The following is a 22312-nucleotide window of genomic DNA, read 5'->3' as shown; positions in this document are numbered from 1 at the left end:
ACTTAAATTGCGGCAACTCTAATCCACCAGCTCATTCTGATGTCTCGACAAATGCTCATAGGGCAGGATCAGGCGTCCGCGGTAGAGGCCGCAGCCATCGTTTACGAGGTCATTATTGATGGCGGAGAACATGTTTACGTCGAGGTCGGCGAGGTTTAAGGTTACGAGGCGGCGGCAGCGCTCGTAGGCTTCGTCAAAGTAGACGCATTCGCCCACAGGGATCTCGTCGCGGCGGGCACGCTCGCCCTCCTGGCGCTTCTCGTAGCTTAAGTGGTTGGCAACACCGATCTCTGCGATGTCATCCATGTGCTTGGTGCGGAGTTGGACTTCCATGTAGCTGCGGGAGCTGTTGTCGTAGAAGGTGATGTGGAGTGACTGGTAGTCCTCAGAAGTATTTCCACAGACATAGTCGCGATAGTAAGGCTTCACATCATCGTTTAATAACGGCGAGGTGCTTTTCTTCACACCGTAGGCCGGTTCCGCGGTAAATCCCCGCTCTTCGAGAAAGCCCGGAAGTTCGTTGGCGATCTGGTAGAGGTATCGGAGGTCAGCTTCTTCCTGAGATTCGTCAGCTTTCAGATAGCATTTCGGCAGGGAAGTCACGATCCGGTACGCGATCAGGTCCCGAAAACAGCTGAGGCGCTGCTTGAGCTCGGAAATCGACGGGTAGGCCTTATTTTCCATATAGTAATCGTAGATATATTCAACAATGTAGCCGTTGAACTTTGCCTCCGCGCGGATCAGGGATTTGATGCGCCCTTTGAAGTTAAAGGCCAAAAGTGGATATTCCTTCGCCATATGGATATAAAATTCCCGGATCTTCTGGGACTGGGCAGTAAGGAAATCATTGTGCTCGAGCAGCTCCCGGATCTGGAGCAGAAAGTTCGCATGCATCAGGTCGATCTCATTGCCGGTGCATTTTGCCTCTTTCTTCAGGTCCTGGCTGTAGTTTTTTAAAATTTTGAACATGGTATCGCCGGAATAAAGATAATCATTTAATGTAACCATGGATGTCACTCCTCTGTCGTAGATAATTACATTTTACCAGAATTACCGTCATTGGCAAGAAAAATTGCTTGCCTTGAAAGTTAGCCTATGCTAACATATCACAGACAACCGTACGGCAGCGCATGTTTATGAACGGGAAGGAATTAAAAATGGAGATCAAACAGCTGGAATATTTTGCGGCGGCGGTGGAGTATGGGAGCCTGAACCGCGCGGCAGAAAATATGCTCAGGAAGTGGCAGAAATATGCTGGAGATCGGAATGATCTGTGCAGAAGCAGGAGAAAAGATCGCCAGGGTGTCTGCGAACATGGCAATGGCAGCGGATATGGAAGTGCGTGCCAGCTCCACAGCGACCACCGGCGCGTATAGCAGCGCTTGCCAAAGAGGTCTTCCTGCGATCCTCATGGAGCGCGGAGGCGGCGGAAGATTTACGGACAGCGAAGTTCAGGCATATAAGCGGGATGTGAAGAATATTATGATCCGCATGGGACTTCTTTCCGGTGAAGAGGTTCATACAGTGCAGCAGAAAAATGTGACCAGAGCAGAGTATCTGGAGGCAGAGACAGATGGATTGTGGTATCCGGTATTTTCCGCAGGAGATACGTTCGCGGGAGGTGCGGTTCTGGGAACGGTGAGAGATATCTGGGGAAACCTTTTACTAGAGTATCGGGCAGACTATCCGGGAATCATTCTGTACCAGACGGTGGGTCTTGGCGTGAAGACAGGGGATCCGCTGATCGCTTATGGGGAATATGTGGATAGATAAATGATAGATGTGAAATAAAAATGTCAATAAAAAGCCATTTTATGGGAAAGTCCTGGAAGTCAGGAGATATCCATAAAATGGCTTTTTATGCTGCCATGTATACGAAAGAAGCTGCCGGCGGCAGGTTTCGCCGGCGCGCATTGGAACAAACAGGATATTAAATTTTAAAGCATTTCTGCAGCTCTCGATACTGTCCGAGAACCAGGATCGTATTGCCGTCTTCAAAGACGGTTTCCGGCTTGACGGAGAAATCCAGAGTGCCGTTTCGCCGGACGGCAATGATGTTGATGCCGTATTTTTTCCGGATATCGATCTCACCTACGCTCATACCGACCCAGCGTTCCGGAAGATCTACCTCATAGATATCGTAGTCGCCTTCCAGATTGACAAAATCAAGAATGTGGTTGGAGCTGAAGCGGATCGCAGTCCATTTCGCAAGCTGCTGTTCCGGGTAGACGACCTGATCGGCACCGTTCCGCAGAAGAAATTTCTGGTGAACATCACTGGAAGCGCGGGAGACAACGAGCTTTGCGCCGAGCTCCTTCAAGAGAGACGTTGTTTCAAGGGAACTCTGGAAGTTATCGCCGATCGCGACGATGCAGGCATCAAAATTGCGGATTCCCAGAGAGGAAAGGAAGGACTCGTTTGTACTGTCACCGATCTGTGCTTCTGTCACATAGGGAAGGACTGCGTTGACGCGTTCCTCCGTACTGTCAACGGCCATGACCTGATGTCCGAGGTTGTGAAGATGCATGGCAACATGTTTTCCAAAACGGCCGAGGCCGATCAAAAGAATTGATTTCATAATTTTCTCCTTAAATATATTATCCGACGGAAATTTTTTCCTGCGGGAATTTTCCGCACTGAATCTTGTACCCGGACATGGTCGCGTAGATGATCGTGAGTCCGCCAACGCGTCCGATGAACATAAATGCGATCAGGATCAGCTTCGATGGAACGGAAAGTGTCGGGGTGATCCCGAAGCTTAAGCCTACCGTAGCAAGCGCAGAAATCGCCTCAAACAGACACGGTATAAGAGGCAGGCTTTCCAGAATGCTGAGCGTCATGGCACACAGGATACCGAGGCTTGTATACATGAAAAGGATCGCGATCGCTGTGGCGACAATATCGGGGATAATGCGCCGTTTAAACATTTCCGGGCTGTCCTTTCTGGCAAAGACAGCAGTCGCGCAGGAGATCAGAACGGCCAGAGTGGTCGTCTTGATTCCGCCGGCGGTGGATCCCGGACTTCCTCCGACCAGCATGAGAAGGATCATAAGGAACTGGCCGGATTCCCGCATGGAGGAAAGATCCGCTGTATTAAAACCGGCAGTTCGCGTTGTCACCGACTGGAATAAGGATACAAGGATCCGTTTTCCGGCCGGGATATCCTGAAATTCCAGAAAAAAGAAGAGGATAGCCGGGATAAAGATCAGTGCCAGCGAGTAGGAGAGGATGACCTTACTCTGCATCCGGTATCGGGAAATATGGTGCCGGTTTCTGTAAATATCATCCCAGGTCAGAAAACCGATTCCGCCGATCACGATAAGCAGGATGATCACGAGATTGATCAGCGGGTCATATGCGTAGGATGTCAGGGAGGAATATGCTCCCCGGACACCAAGCAGATCGATTCCGGCGTTGCAGAATGCGGATACGGAGTGGAATAAAGACATCCAGAGTCCCCGGAAAAGACCAAAATCGCGGCAGAATACAGGTGCCATCAGGAGAGCGCCGATCAGTTCGATACCGAGAGTGACTCTTACAATAAAACCGGTCAGGCGGACAACTCCTCTGAGCTGAGGGGCAGCGACCGATTCCGCCATGATACTCCGCTGGGAAAGACCAATCTTCTTTCCGGAGAGGATCGTAAAGGAAGCCGAGATCGTCACAACGCCGAGACCGCCGGTCTGGATCAGAAGCAGAATTACGGCATGTCCGAAAGAAGACCAGTAGGTTCCGGTGTCACAGACCACAAGACCGGTCACGCAGACGGAGGTGACGGAGGTAAACAGGGCATTTACAAATGGAGTCCAGCTTCCGTCCGCGGAGGATACCGGCAGCATCAGGATGCCGGCGCCGAGCAAGATCACGAAGGCAAAGCCTAAAACAATGATCTGAAATGAATTTAACCGCCTGAAAGCGGAAAGAATACGAAACATAATCTGAATCCTTTCATAAAGCATTTGTTCCATTATAAACGTTTATGGATGTAAAGAAAAGCGAAATTTATGGATTTTAAAGTTCTGAAAATTCCTGATTCGCACAGGAAATTATAAAGAGCGGCTGGATCCGTTCTGGTCTGCGAAAAGTGTGAGAGGTGGACGTGTGGAAATTATTTCCAGGTGGTCTGTTTAAAAATGTTGTAATTACAACATACGAAAGCTGATTTCGCGGATATAATGCGTACATGGTTCGGCGGTGCCGGACAGGGAAACATGATGACTTATCGGTTATGGCTGCCGCAGGGACGGCAGGCGTGTCAGGATAATTTGAGATCGGCAAAACTGCGAAGACAGTGTTGGCTGCTTGTATGGGCTGCCTGGAGACACGCGGGAAGAGTCGGGGAAATATATGGAGGTATATGAAATGGATCAGAAAATGTTCTGTTATCAGTGTGAGCAGACCGCAGGCTGCGCGGGATGTACCGGGAGCACGGGTGTCTGCGGAAAGACGGCGGAGACAGCAAGGCTGCAGGACCAGCTTGTAGGTGCGATGATCGGGCTTGCGAGAGCGGCAGAAGGCGTAGAATGTCCGGGAGATCGAGTGTACCGCACGGTGATCGAGGGGCTTTTTACGACACTTACGAATGTAAGCTTTGATGATGACGCGATCCGGGCGCAGATTGAGAAGACGCACAGGGAGAAGGAGCGGCTGCTCGCAGCGCCGGTGAAGAAAAGTGCAGGACCGCGCGAAAAGGCAGCGGGAGAGTCAGGTGCGGCAGCAAGTGTGCAAGATACGGATGATTATAATCTCGGTCTGCTGTGGGACATGGACCCTGATATCCGCTCCCTGAAATCCCTGATCCTGTTCGGATTAAAGGGTATGGCGGCGTACGCGTACCATGCGCTGATGCTGGGGGCATCTGATGAGACGGTAAACCAGTTCTTCTTAACGGGACTCCGGGAGATCGCAAAAGACGGTACCGTCGAAAGCCTGCTCCCGACGGTCCTGAAGGTCGGCGAGGTGAACCTCACCTGCATGGCGATGCTGGACGCAGCAAACACGGGAACTTACGGGACTCCGATCCCGGTCAGCGTACCGCTTGTGGTAGAAAGAGGACCGTTTATCGTTGTGACGGGACATGACCTCAAGGACCTGGAGCTTCTCTTAAAGCAGACAGAGGGAAAAGGCGTTAACATCTACACCCACGGCGAGATGCTGCCGGCCCACGCTTACCCGGAGCTCAGAAAGTATCCGCAGTTAAAGGGCAATTTCGGAACTGCATGGCAGAATCAGCAGAAGGAATTTGCGGATATCCCGGCTCCGATCCTCTTTACCACAAACTGCCTGATGCCGCCGAAGAAATCCTACGCGGACCGCGTGTTCACGACGGAGGTCGTAGCATATCCGGGAATGGTTCATATCGATGATGAGAAAGACTTTACCCCGGTGATCGAGAAGGCGCTGGAACTCGGTGGATATCAGGAAGACCGCCAGTTTACGGGAATTAACGGCGGAACTCAGGTCATGACAGGATTCGGACATGGAACGATCCTTTCTGTGGCTGATCAGGTCATCGACGCGGTAAAATCCGGCGCGATCCGCCATTTCTTCCTCGTTGCAGGCTGTGATGGCGCGAAGCCGGGAAGAAACTACTATACGGAGTTTGTAAAGCAGACTCCGGCTGACAGCATCATCCTGACACTGGCATGCGGCAAGTTCCGCTTTAACGATCTGGACCTTGGAAATATCGGCGGTCTCCCGCGGATCATGGATATGGGTCAGTGCAACGATGCCTACGGTGCCATCAAGGTGGCTATGGCGTTGGCGGAGGCGTTTGGGTGCGAGGTGAACGAGCTTCCGCTGTCCTTCGTGCTTTCCTGGTATGAGCAGAAGGCAGTGTGTATTCTCCTGACACTCCTGCATCTTGGGATCAGGAATATCCGCCTCGGCCCGTCCTTACCGGCGTTCCTCTCCCCGAATATCCTGAATTTCCTTGTGGAGAACTACGGAATCGGTCCGGTGACGACACCGGAGGAGGATTTGAAGGCGTTATTGGGATAAGATAAAAAGCCCCCGGATAGGGAATGTGCCATCGGTCAGTTGACCAGCTGCGGTAGTTCCTTATCCGGGGACTTTACTTATGTACTTAAATTACAGTGATCCGCATTATCTGCGGTCAACCGAATTTTACAGATGCTGTAAAAGCTCCAGCTGTTCTCCGTTCGGTCCAATAAAAAACGCGTTTCGGATGCCGCCGAAGATCGGGAGGTCAGCTGCCTTGTCGACACCGCCCCGGAAGCTTGTGATCCCGGCTGCCTTTAAGTCTGCGATGGCAGCGTCGATGTCATTGACTTCGATTGCGATGTGCGGGAAGAGACCGCCCTGGGCGGTCACATCAGTGCCGTCATGCGGCTCGATGATCTCGAGGTCAAAGCCAGGCATGCTGACGATCTTGATGTGGTTTGTTCCGAGTGGCTTCTGGACATCAGCCTGTCCGGTTACTTTTCCACCAAGACATTCGTAAAATTTTACGGATGCTTCAAGATCCTTTGTGAAAAGTGCGATATGTGCAAGTCCTGTGATGTGTTTCATGATAAGAATCCTTTCCGCGTTCCAGCACAGCAAATCTCCAGATAAAAGCACCAGATCAGAAGCAGATGGTCTTACCTGAGTGATCCTACAGAGGCGGAAACGCTGTTGCTGTAGTTTTTCTATTTCAAACTATGCTTATTATAGGATTATTTGAAACAGAGTGCAAGAAAAAAGTAAGCGACTGATCCCTGCCCGTGTACAGCAACAATTTTCTCAGTGACGGGCAGAAAAAACTGTGCTATACTCTTGTATTATGAAAAATTTTATTGTATTTGATTTGGAATGGAACCAGAACCCGGGCGGTAAAGAAGCGTCTGTGGAGCGGCTTCCTTTTGAGATCTTTGAGATCGGAGCAGTAAAACTGAATGAAGAGCGTGAGAAGGTTGCGGAGTTTCACCGGATCATCCGTCCCTGCGTGTACCGCCAGATGCACCGGATCATCTCTGAGGTGACCCATGTTTCAATCGAAGAGTTAGAGCGGGATGGAGAGCCGTTTGCGGCGGTGATGGAGGATTTCCTTAAATGGTGCGGCGAGGACTGTATATTCTGCACCTGGGGAAGTATGGATCTTACGGAACTGCAGAGGAACATGGTCTATCATGGGATGACGATCCCGTTCCCGAAACCGTTCCTTTTTTATGATGTCCAGAAACTGTACAGCCTGTGCTATCAGGACGGAAAGGCGAGAATTTCGCTTGATGAAGCGGTGGAGTCCTTTGCACTTGATGTGGACGCGCCGTTCCACCGGGCACTGGGGGACGCGGAATATACGGGGCGGGTGCTGCAGGCGATGGATTTTGATTCCGTGAAAGATTATGTGTCCGTGGATTATTATCTGCCGCCGGAGAGCGAGGATGAGGAGTTCACGCTGCGGTTCCCGGAGTACACGAAGTTCGTGTCACAGATGTTTGACACGAAGGAGGAGGCGATGGAGGAAAAGCGGGTGACGGATATCGTCTGTACGAAATGCCGCCGGATGCTGCGGAAGAAGATCCGCTGGTTTTCCTCAGGCCAGCGCTATTATCTGTGCCTTGCCACATGCCCGGAACACGGCATGATGAAGGGCAAGATCCGGATGAAAAAGTCGGAGGACGGCAGAGTTTTTGCCGTGAAGACCGTAAAACCGGTGGACGAGGAAGGCGCTGAAGCTGTATTCCAGAAGAAAGAAGAGGCCCGGATCCGCCGGGCGGAAAAAAGCAGACAGAAGAAGCTGCATGGGGCGGAATAAAGGCGGCGTGCCGGAATATAGGACAGTGAAAATAAGAGGCTTAGCCCTGAAAAATATTTAAAAGAAGAGAAGGAGCAGAGACATTAAAAGTGTACCTCTACTCCTTCTTTAGTTTGCATAAAACGACCTATCGCCTTCTAAAACGATTTTTTATCCGTTCCCAGAAACCCGGCTGTTTAATTCCGGCTTTTGAGCGTAAATGTTCTTCCATAATCATATCAAATTCAGTGGAAGAGTATCCCCATTCTTTTAGGCGTTTTTCACGTCTCTGATGGCGGAGAATACGTTCATTCTGGGCTTTATTTTCCTGATAGATCATGACTCCAAAGATCATACCGCCAATGATTCCAATAACGGCGATAATGATCATGACTTTCTTTATAATGCTGAAAGCAGGAGAAGAAGTCCAGGATGTTTTGTTTTTATCTGTCTTTTTACTGGAACGGTCAGTCTGTTTATCGGAAGTTCCGGCAGCAGCGGTCTCAGAGGGGGATTCTGTATCGGAAATATTGGTATTGGCGTTCTCGGACACGGTACTATCCGCATCCGTTTCAGCCGCAGAATCACTTTTTTTGACAGCTCCAGGCACATACCCCTGCGTCACAGAAGCTTCCAGGTAGGCCTGTCCGACAAGCTTATCCCCATACTGGTAATCGATCCGCGCGATCGCTCCGTCCGGAGCGTCATCGGTGAGATCATAGTCCAGGGTGGAAGTTACATCAGAGAAGCTTCCGTCCGCCGGAAGAGTCACCGCGCTGTTTTTATTTACCGTAAGTCTCGTGGCACTTCCGGAAAAGATACCGGAGATCGTCAGGTCATCCGCTACTTTGCTGTAAGTACTGTCCTGATCCGCCACCGGAACGGACTTAAAGTTTTTAAATCCGTAGTCAAACAGCGCTTTTGTGTCAGAATAGTGGGTCTGATGCCCGTTCAGAACGACAGCAACAAGCTTCATTCCGTCGCGCTCCGCACATGTCACCAGAGTGTTTCCCGCAAGAGAAGTATAACCTGTCTTTCCGCCGATGACCCCATCATAGTACAGGGAGTCATTTCGGCGCAGCATTCTGTGGTGGGCATAATAGCGCCAGCCATCTGGGTACTGCATTAATTTTCCCGCGGGGACGTCGTAATAGGTCGTAGAGTCGATCTCCACAAAGGTCGGATTATTAAACGCGGCTTTTGCAATCAGCGCCATATCATAGGCGGAGACATAGTGGTTCGGGTCATTCAGACCGCTCGGATTCGCAAAATGGGAGTCGGTGCATCCAAGTTCTGCCGCCTTTTCATTCATCTTCTCGGCGAAAGCGTCCATGCTGCCGGCACAGTGTTCCGCCAGGGCGTTTGCAACCTCGTTCGCAGACTGTAAAAGCAGGGCATAGAGACAGTCACGGACACTTAACGTATCTCCGGCCCGTGCGCCAAGAATTGAAGAGTTCGGTTCCAGCGTATTTACCGCTGTGTTGGAGAACGTCACGGTCTCGTCCAGTCCGCAGTTTTCAATCACGATCAGAGCTGTCAGGATCTTTGTGATACTTGCCGGGTAATACGGTTCGTGGCTGTTCTTCTCAAACAGAACTGCACCTGAATTGATATCCATCAAAATTCCGCCGTCCGCCGAGATCGAGATATCTGACGGCCACTCCACCGCCGCATATGCCGTCTCCCTCGGCACAAATCCCAGGATCAGAGCCAGGCAGAGAAAAATACTTAAAATTCGTTTCATGAATAAAATCCTTTTTTGCCGGGTAGACCATGACGGGTCCGGTCATGGTCTACCCGTTATTTTCCCTCATTATAGCGGAATTCACGATTCAAGTAAAGAAAATCTTGGGAGGAGACAGGAGCGGGGGAAAAGAAATGGGCTGCCATGGCGCGGCAGCCCGTCATTGAGGTTTTTATTTTAGCATTGCTAATACTCCATTTACCGAATAAGGCATATCGTTCTGATTTTTGATATTGCATATTTCAAAATGCGGGTATAAATTCTGGCAAAGGGCGGTGTATATATTTTCCTGGATTTTATGACCTGCAACGATCAATCGGATCTTTTCTCCGTCATTGCCCACCATTTTTTGAACCGCGTCCATGACCCCAACATTTAATACGCCTTCCAGATAAGATCTTCGTTCATTTAAAGACGCGCCTGTAAAGAGGTCCTGAACACGCAGGATGTACAAAGCCCGATTAAAACCATAGAGATGAGTGTTTTTGGCACCGAGACAAACCATATCAGCACTGATTTCCCAGGAACCGTCCCCAGAAACACTGCTTCCAAGAATCGTTTCTTTTGTAATTGCCTGAAATAGTTCACCAGTAATGTTGGATGAGATATTTGTGATGATTCCGTCGTTAAGAAGTACTGCTTGTGTATGGCTTCCAGGCAGAATCAGGATGCATGTTCCATTGTTCAACTCGGAATTTTCATGTAAAATTCCAAAAACTTCGGTCTCCTCACCGCGCATCATATTAATAGAAGAAGTCTCGCATATCGGAACTTTTATACCGGAACGGACAGTTTTAATTCCTGGTATGATTTTTAATGGACGTTGGAAGAGCTTTTGGTCATAATATTCTACGATCGAATTCTTTAACCGGTCTCTGCTGACAGGGGTTGAGAGGTGTTCGACCTCAACGATTCCGGACGGACTTGAAATCATGCCGGAAAGATAAATTTCCTGTACGTTAGAATCTGAAATTCCTTCTTTTTTTAGTAAAGACTCGTAAATTACAAATAATTCCCGCAGCAACCGATGATTATCTTTTTCTAATGCGGAATTTTTTGCACCGATCTGTTCGGCAGCCTGTTGGACAACATGGTTGTTTTTCAGCAGGTACCCTCTTGTATTTGTAGTTCCGCAGTCATAATACATCACATACATTTGCCTGCACCCCATTACTGTATTTTTTCTATGTAGGCTTTTGCGAGTTCTGTGATCTTATCATATTCGCCTGCCTCAAGCATTTTTTTATTCACAATATTTCCGCCGATTCCTACGGAACAAACGCCCGCTTTAAAGAAATCCTGGATATTATTGAGATCCACGCCGCCAACGGCCGCCATAGGGATATACCCTAATGGTCCGCGAACTGCTTTGATATAAGCCGGTCCGAGATTGTCGGACGGAAAAATTTTTACGATATCAGCGCCCCAATGGTAACATTGTTCAATCTCTGTCGGTGTCATTGCCCCTGGCATGGCAACCATTCCCAGAGCTTTTGTTTTTTCAATCACATCTCTGCAGGTTGTTGGTGTAATGATATAAGAAGCGCCTGCGTCATGGGCCGCCTGTACTTGTGCCGCAGTAAGAACAGTTCCGGCACCGACGAGAACATGCTCTGATTTTAAGTGTTCACATACAGCCTGGATCTTATCGGTTGTGTAGGAAAGCGGTTTTGTCTGATCAAACGGAAGTTCAATGAGATGGATTCCGCCCTTAAGAAGGGCATCTGCTGTTTTTAATGTTGTTTCTTTATCAAGTCCTCTTAGAATTGTGATAATTTTCCCGTCTAAAATCTCTTCTAAAGTTGTCATAATTTATATTCCCCCGAAATTGAGAAGCAGCAGCTGTTTATTTGATATAGGTGTTGTCCATAAGTGCAGGAAGAAGCGCTCCGCCGTCAACCAGCATATCACTGCCTGTGATGAACTGTGCTTCATCCGAAGCGAGGAAACGCACCATATTTGCAATTTCTACAGGCTGTCCGATTCGGCCAAGAGGAATTCTGGATACCATCATTTTCTCGCGTTCGGAAACAATATTTGGATCTGTTACTTTAATGTATCCCGGAGAAATACTGTTTACACGAATGCCATAGGGAGCAAGCTCTAAGGCGATATGCTGTGTTAATTTGTAAACTGCAGCCTTTGCAGAACCGTAAACACTTGCAATTGGGAAATTCATGGCACGGTGATTACTGCAGATATTTACGATACAGCCTTTTGTCTGATGAGCAATCATATTTTTCGCTGCCTGCTGTGCACAGAAGAAGGTTGCGCGATAGTCAACAGCCGTTAATTCTTCAAACATCTCCGGGTCAACATCCAGGAATGATTTGAATTTTGTAATTCCGGCATTGTTGACTAAAAGATTCAATGCGCCAAAGTTTTTTTCAAAAGTGTCGAATAAAGGCGGAATACTTTCGACTTTAGACAGATCGGCTTTAACGGCGATACATTTTCGTCCGAGAGATTCGATCTGGGACTTTGTATCCATGGCCTGCGCTTCACTTCCACAATAAGTAACACAAACATCATAGCCTGCTTTTGCAAGTTCAATTGCGATAGTTTTTCCGATGCCCCGTCCGGCACCAGTAACAAGAGCTGTTTTTGTCATAATTTTTCCTCCTTTTATGCGTAGAAATGATAAACACGGGAGTACGAAGTAGTTTCTCCGGGTGCAAGATCAATTGGTGCAAATGTTTCTGGACAAAATGCCCAGGGATTATTCCAACTGTAAAAGCGGCAGACAGGGAAATTGTCTTCTATGAGAACAGACATGGAGAGCTCGCTGTTGGAGAGCTCCATCCAGTGACTCTGGAGTCCCTCCCAGCCATTGATCCAAAAGGCTGTAGAGTTTGTTGGAGAATCAAAGGCGCCGAGTCGATAGCGGTCACGGCTGAGGATCAGTTCTCCGCGTCGCAGCTCTGGACAGATGGAGTATGGGAAACGCAGGCAATATGTTTCATCGATGGTATGATTATCAAACTGGAAAAAGTTATGGCAAAATTCAGTTGCGTGTATTTCTTCAGCTCCGGTGTTTGTTATATGGAAAGAAACAATTAGTTTATTTTCCTCTATGCGGTAGGATTTCACGGTCTCCATAGCAACATTCTGGCAAAAATAAGGAAGAGTCCGAATCATTACACTGTTTTCTGTAATAGAGATCTGACGATGATAGGGTTCGACCTGATATGCTTTTGTGAATAAGAATGGAGAGGTATCTGCTTTTTTTAGAAGTCCGACACCTGGCAGCGGAAAATAGTCAGCCATTGAGGTCCTGTCATAAATACTGGTGTCTTTCCACTCCCATACATTTGTTAAACCGACGCCTCCAAGTCCGGTGGTTCCATCGGAATTTTGCTCCTTAGACAGAAAGGTATGATCATTTACAGTTACCTGTCCAACGGTTCCCCCCCAATCGTAGCGTGATCCTTTGTAGTCCCAATCAAGAAGGACCTGAACCTGCATAGATTTATTGGAGAGAGTAATCTCTTTATGTTCCATTTTATCCCTTTCCTCCTTTGAAAATATTGTGCAAAATTATAACATACGGTTTCATAGTACAAAGATAATACCACATACTGCACAAAAAGTCATTGTGCAATAACATCAAATATCAAATATCAAATTTGTGCATTTCTGCATTTGACTTTTGACTATGGCCATGATACTATCATCACATAGAGAAAAATCGATTGAAAAATGGGGATGAAAATGGATGAAAAATACGATGGCAGAAGATAAGATCGTTGCGGATAAGACAATTGCGACAAAGGTTATTGAAAAGTTACGGGAAGATATTATTAATAATCGTTTTGAAACCGGCAGCCGCATTACTATCAAAGAGATCTCTGAGCGGTATGGTGTCAGCCCGATGCCGGTTCGTGAGGCGTTTCGTACTTTAGAGGGAGAACATCTTTTAGAGATCAATCCGTATAAGGGCGCAACAGTTTTGCGTATTGATGAGCAGTTTGTGCGCGATGTATATGGTGTTTTGCGTGCTCTTGAATGTCTGTTGTATGAGACTGCGTTAGATGAGATCGATCAGGGGGTCATTCAAAAACTCCGCTGCATCAATGAACAGATTCGTGCAATTGTAGATCTGCCGTACGGAGCTGCCGAGTATGTGGATTTAAATACTAAGTTCCACAGTACGATCATGGAGCACAGCAAAAATCAGAAGGCACTTGAAATGTATACGCATTATCATGAGATCATCAGTACGATCCGTAAGAAATATATACCGGTGCCGGAGCGCATTCGTACTGGTATTGAACAGCATGAGAAGCTGATCGAGGCGCTGGAGAAAAAGGATGTTCTTTTAGTTAAGATGGCTGTGGATGAACATATCAAATCTGCGTTGGAAAATTTCATGACACAGTTTAGCCAGGGAAAGTAAATAATAGCATACAGCAAAAAAGGAGCGGGGGGATTTATTCAAACTCTAAAATATCAAATATCAAATATAGGAGGAAGAAAAGGTGAAAACAATCAAGAAAATTTTTGATGCAGTTGAAAATGTCATCAAAGCAGTATGCTGTATCTTAGTATGTGGTTTCACAGTGATGACATTGATCAGCGTTATCGCGAGATATGTTCTGCATGCGCCGATTTGGTGGAGTGAACAGTTCTGCCGGTACTTGTTTATCTGGATGTTAATGCTGTATGCGCCGCTGATCGTTCGAAAAGGAAAGAATCTTGGATTTGATCTGGTCGTGACGAAATTGCCTTATATGGTTCAGGAGATCCTTCAATTGATCTGCGAGATTCTGATTGGTCTTTTTGGCGCACTTTACTGTGTATATACGATCCAGCTCTGTGAGAAGTTTGCAAATAAGTTAATGGAGGGAATTCGGATCCCGGCGCCGATCATGTATGCATCTCAGGCGGTGTGCGGTGCGCTTATCTGTATATTCAGCATTGAGGTGATCGTAAATCATATTATCGCATTGAAAAATAGTAAAAAGGAAGGAGGTCGGTGATAAATGATGTTGGGATTACTGTTCGGCGCCTTTGTGGTCTTATTGATAATTGGAATGCCGGTGGCCTACGCGATGGCGGTTTCTGTGGTGGCCTGCCTGATCGTGGATCCGGCTCTGCCTGGAATCGTTCTTTCCCAGAAAATGTTCACATCGATGGATTCCTTTTCGCTGATGGCGGTTCCGTTTTTCATGCTTGCCGGAACACTGATGGAGAAAAGTGGAATCACAAAGATACTTGTCAACTGGGCAAAGAGCCTGGTAGGACATACGACCGGTGGTATTGGTGACGCTGCGATCGTATCCGGCGTAGTAATGGCCGGAGTATCCGGTTCGGCCAATGCCGATACTTCTGCGCTGGCATCCATGCTGGTTCCAATGATGCGGGAAGAAAAATATGATGACGGTTATGCGTGCGCACTGGTTGCCAGTTGCGGTGCTCTGGGTCCGATCATTCCGCCAAGCATCATGATGGTTTTATACTCTGGTGTTACAAACATACCGATCAATAAGTTGTTTCTCGCCGGTTATATCCCGGGCCTGTTGATTGCCGTAGGGTATATGTTGGTCAATTACATGTATGCAAAGCGGAACAACATCAGCAAAACAAAGTTTGCTGGTTTTAAGGTCCTTGGTCAGAACACGATCTATGCGGCTCCGGCGTTGGTTATGCCGTGTATCATTATTTTTGGAATCATGCTGGGAGTTGTTACCGCTACGGAGGCTGGAGTTCTGGCATGTACATACAGCATTATCTATGGAATCATAAAAAAGACACTGAATGTGAAAGTGTTGAAAGACTGCCTGATGGATGCCGTACACGCAACGGTCAACTGTATGATCATTGTTGCTTTTGCAGGAATTTTTGGAACATTAGCGACAAACTATAATATGTCAAAAGTTATTTTGTCACTTACCAGCGCATTTGTTTCACACAAAGTTATCATCATGCTTTTCATCAGTGTGGTACTGTTTATTGCCGGTATGTTTATTGATTCCAACGCGGCTATGCTGATGCTGATTCCGGTATTCAGCCCGCTGATCCTTCAGTATAATTTTGATCCGATCTATTTCGCAATGGTCTGCATTCTTACACTGGATATGGGAGGAATGTCCCCGCCGGTTGGACTCCTGATGTACATTGCTTCCAGTATTACAGATACGCCGCTTAGTAAAACGGTGAAACAAATATGGAAATTCCTGCTTGTGAACTACGGCGTTACGATCCTGGTTATTTTTGTTCCGGCATTGGTAACATTGCTGCCAAGCCTGTTTGGTTAGTTGATCTGAAGATACCGGATGGATCCGGAAAAATAAAATGGAGGAAATATCTATGAAAAAAATGATTGCTATGCTGTTAACTCCTGTTATGTGTTTGTCACTGGCGGCCTGCGGCAGCAGTACTTCCAGTACATCTGGAGAGACAAAAGCTGATGAAACGAAAGCTGCTGCGGCTGAGTCCACTTCTGCCGCGGGGACGACCCCTACGTATGACACGGTTACATTAAAGCTCTCCCATCATAATGCGGTGGACCAGCCAATCCATGAAGCTTTGACGGAATGGGCTGACATGCTGAAAGAAAAATCCGACGGCGCAATTACGATTGATATCTATCCGGCAGCGTCCCTTTATAATTCCAGTGATGCGGAGGATGCTGTTAAGCTTGGAACATTGGATATGTGTCTGGGAGATATTTCACAGTTATCCAATTCCATGAGCGCGTATACTCTGACCTGTCTGCCATTTCTGTTTGATTCTTACGATACAGCCGGAGAAGTATTATATGGGGATGTCGGAAAGAAGTTAGACAGTATGGCAGAGGAGCAATTAGGCATTGTACCGTTGGGATGGACATGGAATGGTTTCCGAAATATGTGTACGAAGACCCCGATCAGATCCGTTGCAGACTGCAAGAACTACAAATTACGTTCCCCGGGTGCACAGATCTATCTGGACACATTTGAGACACTGGGAATGAGCCCGACTGTTGTCCCGTGGTCTGAGGCATATACAGCAATGCAATCCGGTATGGTAGACGGAATTGAATCTGGTCTGGAAGCTTTCTATACACAGGGATTCTATACACTTGGAAACAATATCTGCCTGTCTCACCATATGATCTCCATTATTGGACCGATCATCAATGCTGACAAGTGGAACAGCCTGAGTCCGGATACACAGAAACTGATGAAAGACTGCTGGGCTGAATGCCAGAAAGAGCTGAACCAGAAAGTTATGGATGGTGAAGACAGCTATGAGCAGAAGCTTAAAGATGCGGGCTGCACGATCACGGAGTTTGAGAATCGTCAGGAACTGATCGATCTGTTTACTCCATATTGGACGAAATCAGCTGAAGATGGTGGTTATACAGATCTTCTGAATGATGCACTCGCAGTCGTAAATAAAAAATAATTTTTGATGGATCAGATTCCCATGGGTTGGATCAGCATGTCTTGCAGGGTATGCTGATCCAATCAGAAAAGAGGTCTAAAATGAAAATCATGTGGTTAGGACAGGCAGGATATCGTCTGAGATCAGAAAATGGACTGACAATACTGATAGATCCGTACTTATCAGATTCTCTTCGTAAAGAAAAAGGCGAAAGCTTTAAACGGCAGATTCCTATCAATGGTGAAGTCCTGAACCATGTGGATGTTTTAATTCTGACACATCTGCACGGGGATCATACAGATATGGAGACGATTGATCAGATCATAGAAAAAAATGGGAAGATCGCAATATTGGCACCATTAAATGTCTTAGATGTACTTCGCAGACGATATGAAAAAAATCCGCAGGATTATATGCTTTTTGACAGGGATATAGAAATTACATTGAAGGGAGTCCGCTTTATTTCTACTTATGCTGCTCATTCTGATGAACGTCCGATTGGTGTAACGATTGAAGGCGATGGCAAAGTGATCTGCCATACGGGTGATACGATGTATCATAAAAAACTTCTCATGGATCTGCCGCGTGGCGCAGATGCGCTGCTCCTTCCGATCAATGGCCAGGGATACAATATGAATGCGGTTGATGCGGCAAGACTGACCAGGATGTTGGAACCTAAAACTGTGTACCCGATGCATTGGGATATGTTCAAAGAATACGGATGCAATGTTTCAGAATTTATCGCTGCTTTCGATGAAAAAGAGCGCGGTATTATTAGGATTCCGGATCATTATCGGGAGTATATGCTGTAAAGAGGGGACTGTAAATGAAAATAACGAATATCAGGACATTCAATGTTTTTACTTATAGAACCAATTTCGTTTTTGTCAAAATCGAAACGGACGAAGGCGTGAGTGGGATCGGAGAGGGAACACTTGAATATAAGGAACATGCTCTTTTGGGTGCGATCGAGGATATCAAGCGTGTCCTGATCGGACAGGACCCCAGGGAAGTAGAACGGATCGACCATGAATTATACAGGGATTCCTATTGGCGGGTAGGGCCTGTATTGCAGAGTGCGGTTTCCGCCATTGATATCGCGCTTTGGGATATCAAGGCGAAGACCTGTGGAGTCCCAGTCTATGAGATGTTGGGAGGAAAAGTGCGGGACAGTATCCGCATGTACGCAAATGTGTGGTTCGCAGGGGCAAAAACGCCGGAAGAATTCGCACAGGCAGCGAAGAAAGCAGTGTCATTAGGAATTACCGCATTAAAATGGGATCCGTTTGGAAAAGCATATATGAATATGTCAAGCGCGGAGCTTCGCAGGTCGTTGGAGATCGTAGAAGCAGTCCGCGGCGCAGTTGGAAAAGATATTGATCTTTTAATTGAAGGACACGGCAGGTTTGATATTGCAACGGGGATTAAGATCGCAAATGAGCTGAAGGCATTTGATCCTATGTTTTTTGAGGAACCGACGCCGCCGGATAATCTGGACGCGCTGGCAGAGGTTCATCGAAAATCACTGGTTCCCATTGCCGGAGGTGAGCGCATCTACAGTTTAAACCAGTTCCGGGAATTCCTGGAAAAGGGCTGCGCGGACTATGCGCAGCCGGACGTCAGCCACTGTGGGGGCATTTCAGCAATTCGAAAAATGGCAGCGATGGCGGAGCCTTGTTATATTGCGTTAGCACCGCATAATCCCAGTGGACCGGTAGCAAATGCCGCAACGCTGCATCTCGCGGCCAGCCTGACGGGATTTCGGATTCTGGAAATTTGTCTGACCGACGTCAGCTGGCGGAGAGAATTGACGAATGAACGGGTTGTATTTGACCATGGCCAGATCCATATACCAGAGGGAGTCGGATTGGGACTCGAATTAAACGAGGAGAACTGCATGAAATATCCGTTCCAGCCGATCGATCTCCGGCATTATAAGGGAACTCTTACCAATGTTCGACCGAAAGATCAAACGAGTTTCTATTTTGAAGGAATTTGATGTTCTGATTAACATAGTTTTGCATTAGAGGTGAGGACATGAAAATTACAGATCTGAAGATGATTCATCTGCGTCCAAGATGGATGTTTTTAAAGATTGAGACAGATGAAGGAATTACAGGATGGGGAGAGCCGGTCGTTGAAGGACGGGCACGGACGGTCGAAACAGCTGTTAATGAGTTTCGCCCGATCTTAATTGGGGCGGATCCTATGAAAATCGAACACTTATGGCAGATGATGTACCGGGGGACTTTCTATCGCGGCGGTCCTATCCTTTGCAGTGCGATATCTGGAATTGAGATGGCATTATGGGATATCAAGGGTAAATATTATAATATGCCGGTATACCAGATGCTTGGCGGCTCCTGCCGGGACAGAGTCCGGGTATATGGACATTTGAAACCTACGGCGATTGCCGGAGATTACCCCATTCCGGATATGCTGAAAATTACGGATCAGCGCTTGAAAGATGGATTTACAGTCATGAAATATTCCATCATTCCACCGATCAAACCGATCGATAACATGGAGATGGTAGATAAAGTGGTTGAGCGCTTTGCCGCTATCCGGGAACGCGTGGGGAAAAAGGTGGATATAGCGATCGATTTTCACGGCCGTGTGAGTCCAGCCATGTCTGTGCGCCTGTTAAAAGCGTTGGAACCTTATTATCCGTTGTTCGTCGAGGAGCCGGTCTTACCTGAGAATGTGGATGAGATGGTCCGGGTGTCCCGCAGTACAGAGATTCCGATCGCGGCAGGTGAACGGCTGTTTACGAAATGGGGATTCCGGGAACTGATCGAAAAGCAGGCAGTGTCTGTAGTACAGCCTGATCTGTGTCACTGCGGCGGTATTTTTGAAGCGAGAAAAATTGCGGCAATGGCTGAAACTTATTATATGCAGATTGCGCCGCACAATCCTCTTGGACCGATTTCTTTGGCGGCATGCCTGCAGTTGGATGCTTCTGTGCCGAATTTATTGGCGCAGGAACATCCGGGAATGCCAGGGCATGAAGATCTGGGGGCAGGAATCCTGAAAAAGCCGTTTAAGATCGAATCGGATGGCTGTATCCGAATTCCGGATGGACCTGGACTTGGCATTGAAGTTGATGAGGATGCGCTGAAGGACCTGCAGTTTGATGGAACATGGGATACACCGCATCTCTTCCATGAAGACGGCAGTGTAGCAGATTGGTAGACCGAAAATTTTCAGAGGAGGCATCCATATGTTTGATTTAACAGGAAAAGTGGCACTTGTTACTGGCTCTTCACAAGGATTGGGAGCGGCAATAGCGCGCTGTATGGCAGATGCTGGAGCGGATGTGGTGATCAACTATGTGTCTGAAAGTTCAAAGGAAAAGGCGGAGAAAGCAGCTGAATATGTGCGCGGCAAAGGAAAAACAGCACTTGTTATTCAGGCAGATGTCAGCAAAGAAGAAGCTGTATCCGCAATGATGGATGCAATCGTCCAGAAGTTTGGCCGCCTGGATATTCTGGTCAATAATGCGGGAATCAACAGCAACCATAATATCGATGATCTGACATTTGAGGAGTGGCATCGGGTGTTGAACACGGATATTGATAGCGGATTTCTGTGCAGTAAATATGCTGTGCCGATCATGCGAAAGCAGAAACATGGCAGGATCATCATGATCTCATCCATGGTGGGACAGCAGGGAGCACTGTTTGGACAGGTTCATTATGCATCGGCAAAAGCCGCACAGCAGGGATTTGCCCGTACACTTGCCCGTTCTGTTGCCCTTGATGGGATCACCGTCAATTGTGTGGCGCCTGGAACCCATATGACAGAGACTCTTGAGGCAATTCTTGTTACGGGAAATCCGGAACGTCTCCAAAAGGCAATCGATATTTCTTGTGTAAAACGTCTTGGAACATGTGAGGATATCGGTTATGCTTGTGTATATCTTGCATCAGACGAGGCGAACTATGTGACAGGCGCGGTGCTGGATGTAAACGGCGGCTGTTATATGAGAAGTTAATAAAAATCAAAAATCTCCACTGCTGGAAAGGGGCAGTGGAGATTTTTGTATTCACGTGAAGATTACAAATTGACGCAGACGGTCATGCGGGGCACCCGAATGTGTCAAGGCGTAATCTTTTATACATGATAGGTCTTGTCAGCACGTTTATATAACACAAAATTCCCAACAAAAAACACCACAACGATCACCGCAAACACCAACGCGATCCGTGCGGCGGTGTCAAAGAAGAAACCTTCCGGCACGATGTTGATGAGCATGTCGGTGCGGGGATCGAGGATCCACAGGTTATTATTGAAGAAGATCTTGTGGAAAACAATAAAATATTTCGTGAAGTCTGTGGATATAATGCCGATCAAAACTAAAGCCACGGCAAAGACCGCGCCAGTGCCGACGCAGAGGGACTTCGGGATCAGGCGTTTTAACGCCGCGGTCCGCTCCGCACTCTTATGCCCCCAGAAATAAGCCAGGGACGCGAAGCATAGGGTGATCAGGATCCCGATCCGGCGAAGCCATAATCCGCCGATAAAGAGTCCCCGCACGTCCTCCATATGGGCAATCTCCCGGTCATTGAAGAATTCCCGGTATTCCCCGCCCATGGTGGTGTATACGTGAAGGTTTTCACGCTTTCCGCGAAGAAATGCCATCATTTCATCGGTAACGTCTAAAAGATCATCCATGGTCATCTCAGGAAGATCATTCAGAACCTGATATTTCGTGTATTCCTTCTCATAATATCCCGGCGTCCAGTAGGCGACCGCCTCAACGGACGTGATAAGGAACGCGATGATCAGCCAGAACGCGGTGAAAATCCCGGCGGCGTAGGTAATGGTCGTTGCTGTTTTTGTCATTTCGTGGTACTCCGTTTGATTACTTTTAGTCTTGTGAACTCCTCGCGGTCTTTTTCCTCCAGGGCGTTGGTGATGTCCTTCACAAGTGCCTGGTAGGACGGGATCGTGATGTTTTTCAATGCATTAGCCCGCTTCTGGGTCTTCTTAATGCTCTCGGCAAGACGGTAGGCGGATGTCTCCACGGTTGCGAGGTCTGCGGTCAGTTCCTTCACGCGCTCGAAGGCGATCCGCGCCTCGTCCAGCGAATCGCTGGTGCTGTAAAACGAATAAGGCGGTTTTTCATCTTTTGACGGTGTATACTCGACAAGCGGGATCTCCGTTCCCATGATGCTGCGCGCCTTGATCCGGATATCATCCGTGACGGGAAGTGAACCTGCGATCTCCTCCACATAGTGGATTCCCATCTCAATATTGGCTTTCTGGAGCGCCCGGTAGGCGGCGGTAAACGTGGAATCGATCTCGGACTGGATCACTTTTGCCTGATCGATCAGGCCCATAAGCTCCCGCAGCAAGATGTTCCTCTTTTTATCCATCAGTCCGTACCCCTGAGTCGCAAGGGCGAGGGAGTTTTTCGCAAGGATCAGATTTCCCTTGGTGGGGAATGTGTTCGGATTCAT

The 22312-nt window shown here is 47.7% G+C and carries 22 protein-coding genes; 11 read left to right on the top strand and 11 right to left on the bottom strand.

Annotated features, from left to right (window positions below; genetic code table 11):
* Nucleotides 1-18: 18 nt before the first annotated feature.
* The gene (locus tag GPK90_RS01315; protein ID WP_215701963.1) at nt 19-1008 is read right to left on the bottom strand and encodes a nucleotidyltransferase family protein; all 990 of its coding nucleotides are present in this window, start codon (nt 1006-1008) and stop codon (nt 19-21) included.
* 243 nt (nt 1009-1251) lie between these two features.
* Here GPK90_RS01315 and GPK90_RS01310 point away from each other — a divergent pair, with 243 nt between their 5' ends.
* Nucleotides 1252-1773 (top strand): succinylglutamate desuccinylase/aspartoacylase family protein, encoded by a 522-nt coding sequence (locus tag GPK90_RS01310; RefSeq protein ID WP_252197314.1) that lies wholly within the window; start codon nt 1252-1254, stop codon nt 1771-1773.
* 157 nt (nt 1774-1930) lie between these two features.
* On the opposite strand, the gene GPK90_RS01305 is transcribed toward GPK90_RS01310, so the two are convergent.
* Nucleotides 1931-2578, bottom strand: a complete 648-nt coding sequence (locus tag GPK90_RS01305) for a potassium channel family protein (protein WP_021904010.1) — start codon at nt 2576-2578, stop codon at nt 1931-1933.
* 19 nt (nt 2579-2597) lie between these two features.
* Complete coding sequence (locus GPK90_RS01300) at nt 2598-3935, bottom strand: TrkH family potassium uptake protein (protein WP_215701962.1); 1338 nt, start codon at nt 3933-3935, stop codon at nt 2598-2600.
* A gap of 427 nt (nt 3936-4362) precedes the next feature.
* Here GPK90_RS01300 and hcp point away from each other — a divergent pair, with 427 nt between their 5' ends.
* The gene (gene hcp / locus GPK90_RS01295) at nt 4363-6000 is read left to right on the top strand and encodes a hydroxylamine reductase (RefSeq protein ID WP_215701961.1); all 1638 of its coding nucleotides are present in this window, start codon (nt 4363-4365) and stop codon (nt 5998-6000) included.
* Nucleotides 6001-6126: 126 nt separating this feature from the next.
* Here the strand turns inward: hcp and GPK90_RS01290 are convergent, their stop codons facing one another.
* Entirely contained in the window at nt 6127-6531 is a 405-nt protein-coding gene (locus GPK90_RS01290) for a VOC family protein (RefSeq protein WP_215701960.1), read from the bottom strand.
* 253 nt (nt 6532-6784) lie between these two features.
* Between GPK90_RS01290 and GPK90_RS01285 the strand changes: the two genes are divergently transcribed.
* Nucleotides 6785-7759 (top strand): 3'-5' exonuclease, encoded by a 975-nt coding sequence (locus GPK90_RS01285; protein ID WP_215701959.1) that lies wholly within the window; start codon nt 6785-6787, stop codon nt 7757-7759.
* 127 nt (nt 7760-7886) lie between these two features.
* Here GPK90_RS01285 and GPK90_RS01280 read toward each other — a convergent pair whose 3' ends face one another.
* From GPK90_RS01280 to GPK90_RS01260, 5 genes are all read right to left on the bottom strand, one after another.
* Nucleotides 7887-9482, bottom strand: coding sequence for a D-alanyl-D-alanine carboxypeptidase family protein (locus tag GPK90_RS01280; protein ID WP_215701958.1), 1596 nt, complete (start codon nt 9480-9482; stop codon nt 7887-7889).
* Nucleotides 9483-9654: 172 nt separating this feature from the next.
* Nucleotides 9655-10629, bottom strand: a complete 975-nt coding sequence (locus tag GPK90_RS01275) for a 2-dehydro-3-deoxygalactonokinase (protein ID WP_252197319.1) — start codon at nt 10627-10629, stop codon at nt 9655-9657.
* 23 nt (nt 10630-10652) lie between these two features.
* On the bottom strand, nt 10653-11291 hold the full coding sequence (locus GPK90_RS01270) for a bifunctional 4-hydroxy-2-oxoglutarate aldolase/2-dehydro-3-deoxy-phosphogluconate aldolase (RefSeq protein WP_215701956.1): 639 nt from the start codon (nt 11289-11291) through the stop codon (nt 10653-10655).
* Nucleotides 11292-11328: 37 nt separating this feature from the next.
* The gene (locus tag GPK90_RS01265; RefSeq protein ID WP_215701955.1) at nt 11329-12093 is read right to left on the bottom strand and encodes an SDR family NAD(P)-dependent oxidoreductase; all 765 of its coding nucleotides are present in this window, start codon (nt 12091-12093) and stop codon (nt 11329-11331) included.
* Nucleotides 12094-12107: 14 nt separating this feature from the next.
* Nucleotides 12108-12983 carry a hypothetical protein gene (locus GPK90_RS01260; protein WP_215701954.1) on the bottom strand — a complete coding sequence of 292 codons (876 nt, stop codon included), beginning with the start codon at nt 12981-12983 and terminating at the stop codon, nt 12108-12110.
* Nucleotides 12984-13197: 214 nt separating this feature from the next.
* Here GPK90_RS01260 and GPK90_RS01255 point away from each other — a divergent pair, with 214 nt between their 5' ends.
* The 8 genes from GPK90_RS01255 to GPK90_RS01220 all read left to right on the top strand — a co-directional run bounded on the left by GPK90_RS01255 (nt 13198) and on the right by GPK90_RS01220 (nt 20844).
* Nucleotides 13198-13878: a GntR family transcriptional regulator gene (locus GPK90_RS01255; protein WP_215701953.1), complete on the top strand. Its 681-nt coding sequence runs from the start codon at nt 13198-13200 to the stop codon at nt 13876-13878.
* 82 nt (nt 13879-13960) lie between these two features.
* A complete protein-coding gene (locus GPK90_RS01250; protein WP_215701952.1) occupies nt 13961-14461 on the top strand; it encodes a TRAP transporter small permease in 501 nt (166 codons plus the stop codon).
* 3 nt (nt 14462-14464) lie between these two features.
* Nucleotides 14465-15739: a TRAP transporter large permease gene (locus tag GPK90_RS01245; RefSeq protein ID WP_215701951.1), complete on the top strand. Its 1275-nt coding sequence runs from the start codon at nt 14465-14467 to the stop codon at nt 15737-15739.
* A 52-nt stretch (nt 15740-15791) separates the two neighbouring features.
* Nucleotides 15792-16871: a TRAP transporter substrate-binding protein gene (locus GPK90_RS01240; RefSeq protein ID WP_215701950.1), complete on the top strand. Its 1080-nt coding sequence runs from the start codon at nt 15792-15794 to the stop codon at nt 16869-16871.
* Between the two features lie 26 nt (nt 16872-16897).
* The gene (locus GPK90_RS01235; RefSeq protein ID WP_215701949.1) at nt 16898-17662 is read left to right on the top strand and encodes an MBL fold metallo-hydrolase; all 765 of its coding nucleotides are present in this window, start codon (nt 16898-16900) and stop codon (nt 17660-17662) included.
* 14 nt (nt 17663-17676) lie between these two features.
* Entirely contained in the window at nt 17677-18849 is a 1173-nt protein-coding gene (dgoD, locus tag GPK90_RS01230) for a galactonate dehydratase (RefSeq protein ID WP_215701948.1), read from the top strand.
* Between the two features lie 38 nt (nt 18850-18887).
* On the top strand, nt 18888-20042 hold the full coding sequence (gene dgoD, locus GPK90_RS01225) for a galactonate dehydratase (RefSeq protein WP_215701947.1): 1155 nt from the start codon (nt 18888-18890) through the stop codon (nt 20040-20042).
* 28 nt (nt 20043-20070) lie between these two features.
* Complete coding sequence (locus tag GPK90_RS01220) at nt 20071-20844, top strand: SDR family NAD(P)-dependent oxidoreductase (protein WP_215701946.1); 774 nt, start codon at nt 20071-20073, stop codon at nt 20842-20844.
* A gap of 119 nt (nt 20845-20963) precedes the next feature.
* Here the strand turns inward: GPK90_RS01220 and GPK90_RS01215 are convergent, their stop codons facing one another.
* Nucleotides 20964-21695 carry a TIGR01906 family membrane protein gene (locus GPK90_RS01215; protein WP_215701945.1) on the bottom strand — a complete coding sequence of 244 codons (732 nt, stop codon included), beginning with the start codon at nt 21693-21695 and terminating at the stop codon, nt 20964-20966.
* Nucleotides 21692-22312 carry a V-type ATP synthase subunit D gene (locus GPK90_RS01210; protein ID WP_215701944.1) on the bottom strand — a complete coding sequence of 207 codons (621 nt, stop codon included), beginning with the start codon at nt 22310-22312 and terminating at the stop codon, nt 21692-21694. Before GPK90_RS01210 ends, GPK90_RS01215 begins: the two co-directional genes overlap by 4 nt.

The organism is Clostridium sp. MCC344 (assembly GCF_018785365.1).
In the GTDB taxonomy this organism is placed as follows: Bacteria; Bacillota; Clostridia; order Lachnospirales; family Lachnospiraceae; genus Pilosibacter.
The sequence above is the reverse complement of the archived record's forward strand: the minus strand, read 5'-3'. Positions and strand labels throughout refer to the sequence as shown.

Bases quoted from the DNA above. Each gene is read 5' to 3' on its own strand.
- dgoD (WP_215701948.1), top strand. From the start codon at position 17,677: ATGAAAATAACGAATATCAGGACATTCAATGTTTTTACTTATAGAACC.
- GPK90_RS01315 (WP_215701963.1), bottom strand. From the start codon at position 1,008: ATGGTTACATTAAATGATTATCTTTATTCCGGCGATACCATGTTCAAA.
- GPK90_RS01265 (WP_215701955.1), bottom strand. From the start codon at position 12,093: ATGACAAAAACAGCTCTTGTTACTGGTGCCGGACGGGGCATCGGAAAA.
- GPK90_RS01300 (WP_215701962.1), bottom strand. From the start codon at position 3,935: ATGTTTCGTATTCTTTCCGCTTTCAGGCGGTTAAATTCATTTCAGATC.
- GPK90_RS01290 (WP_215701960.1), bottom strand. From the start codon at position 6,531: ATGAAACACATCACAGGACTTGCACATATCGCACTTTTCACAAAGGAT.
- GPK90_RS01210 (WP_215701944.1), bottom strand. From the start codon at position 22,312: ATGAATCCGAACACATTCCCCACCAAGGGAAATCTGATCCTTGCGAAA.
- GPK90_RS01220 (WP_215701946.1), top strand. From the start codon at position 20,071: ATGTTTGATTTAACAGGAAAAGTGGCACTTGTTACTGGCTCTTCACAA.
- GPK90_RS01310 (WP_252197314.1), top strand. From the start codon at position 1,252: ATGCTGGAGATCGGAATGATCTGTGCAGAAGCAGGAGAAAAGATCGCC.
- dgoD (WP_215701947.1), top strand. From the start codon at position 18,888: ATGAAAATTACAGATCTGAAGATGATTCATCTGCGTCCAAGATGGATG.
- GPK90_RS01240 (WP_215701950.1), top strand. From the start codon at position 15,792: ATGAAAAAAATGATTGCTATGCTGTTAACTCCTGTTATGTGTTTGTCA.
- GPK90_RS01285 (WP_215701959.1), top strand. From the start codon at position 6,785: ATGAAAAATTTTATTGTATTTGATTTGGAATGGAACCAGAACCCGGGC.
- GPK90_RS01270 (WP_215701956.1), bottom strand. From the start codon at position 11,291: ATGACAACTTTAGAAGAGATTTTAGACGGGAAAATTATCACAATTCTA.
- GPK90_RS01215 (WP_215701945.1), bottom strand. From the start codon at position 21,695: ATGACAAAAACAGCAACGACCATTACCTACGCCGCCGGGATTTTCACC.
- GPK90_RS01260 (WP_215701954.1), bottom strand. From the start codon at position 12,983: ATGGAACATAAAGAGATTACTCTCTCCAATAAATCTATGCAGGTTCAG.
- GPK90_RS01245 (WP_215701951.1), top strand. From the start codon at position 14,465: ATGATGTTGGGATTACTGTTCGGCGCCTTTGTGGTCTTATTGATAATT.
- hcp (WP_215701961.1), top strand. From the start codon at position 4,363: ATGGATCAGAAAATGTTCTGTTATCAGTGTGAGCAGACCGCAGGCTGC.
- GPK90_RS01275 (WP_252197319.1), bottom strand. From the start codon at position 10,629: ATGTATTATGACTGCGGAACTACAAATACAAGAGGGTACCTGCTGAAA.
- GPK90_RS01280 (WP_215701958.1), bottom strand. From the start codon at position 9,482: ATGAAACGAATTTTAAGTATTTTTCTCTGCCTGGCTCTGATCCTGGGA.
- GPK90_RS01305 (WP_021904010.1), bottom strand. From the start codon at position 2,578: ATGAAATCAATTCTTTTGATCGGCCTCGGCCGTTTTGGAAAACATGTT.
- GPK90_RS01255 (WP_215701953.1), top strand. From the start codon at position 13,198: ATGAAAAATACGATGGCAGAAGATAAGATCGTTGCGGATAAGACAATT.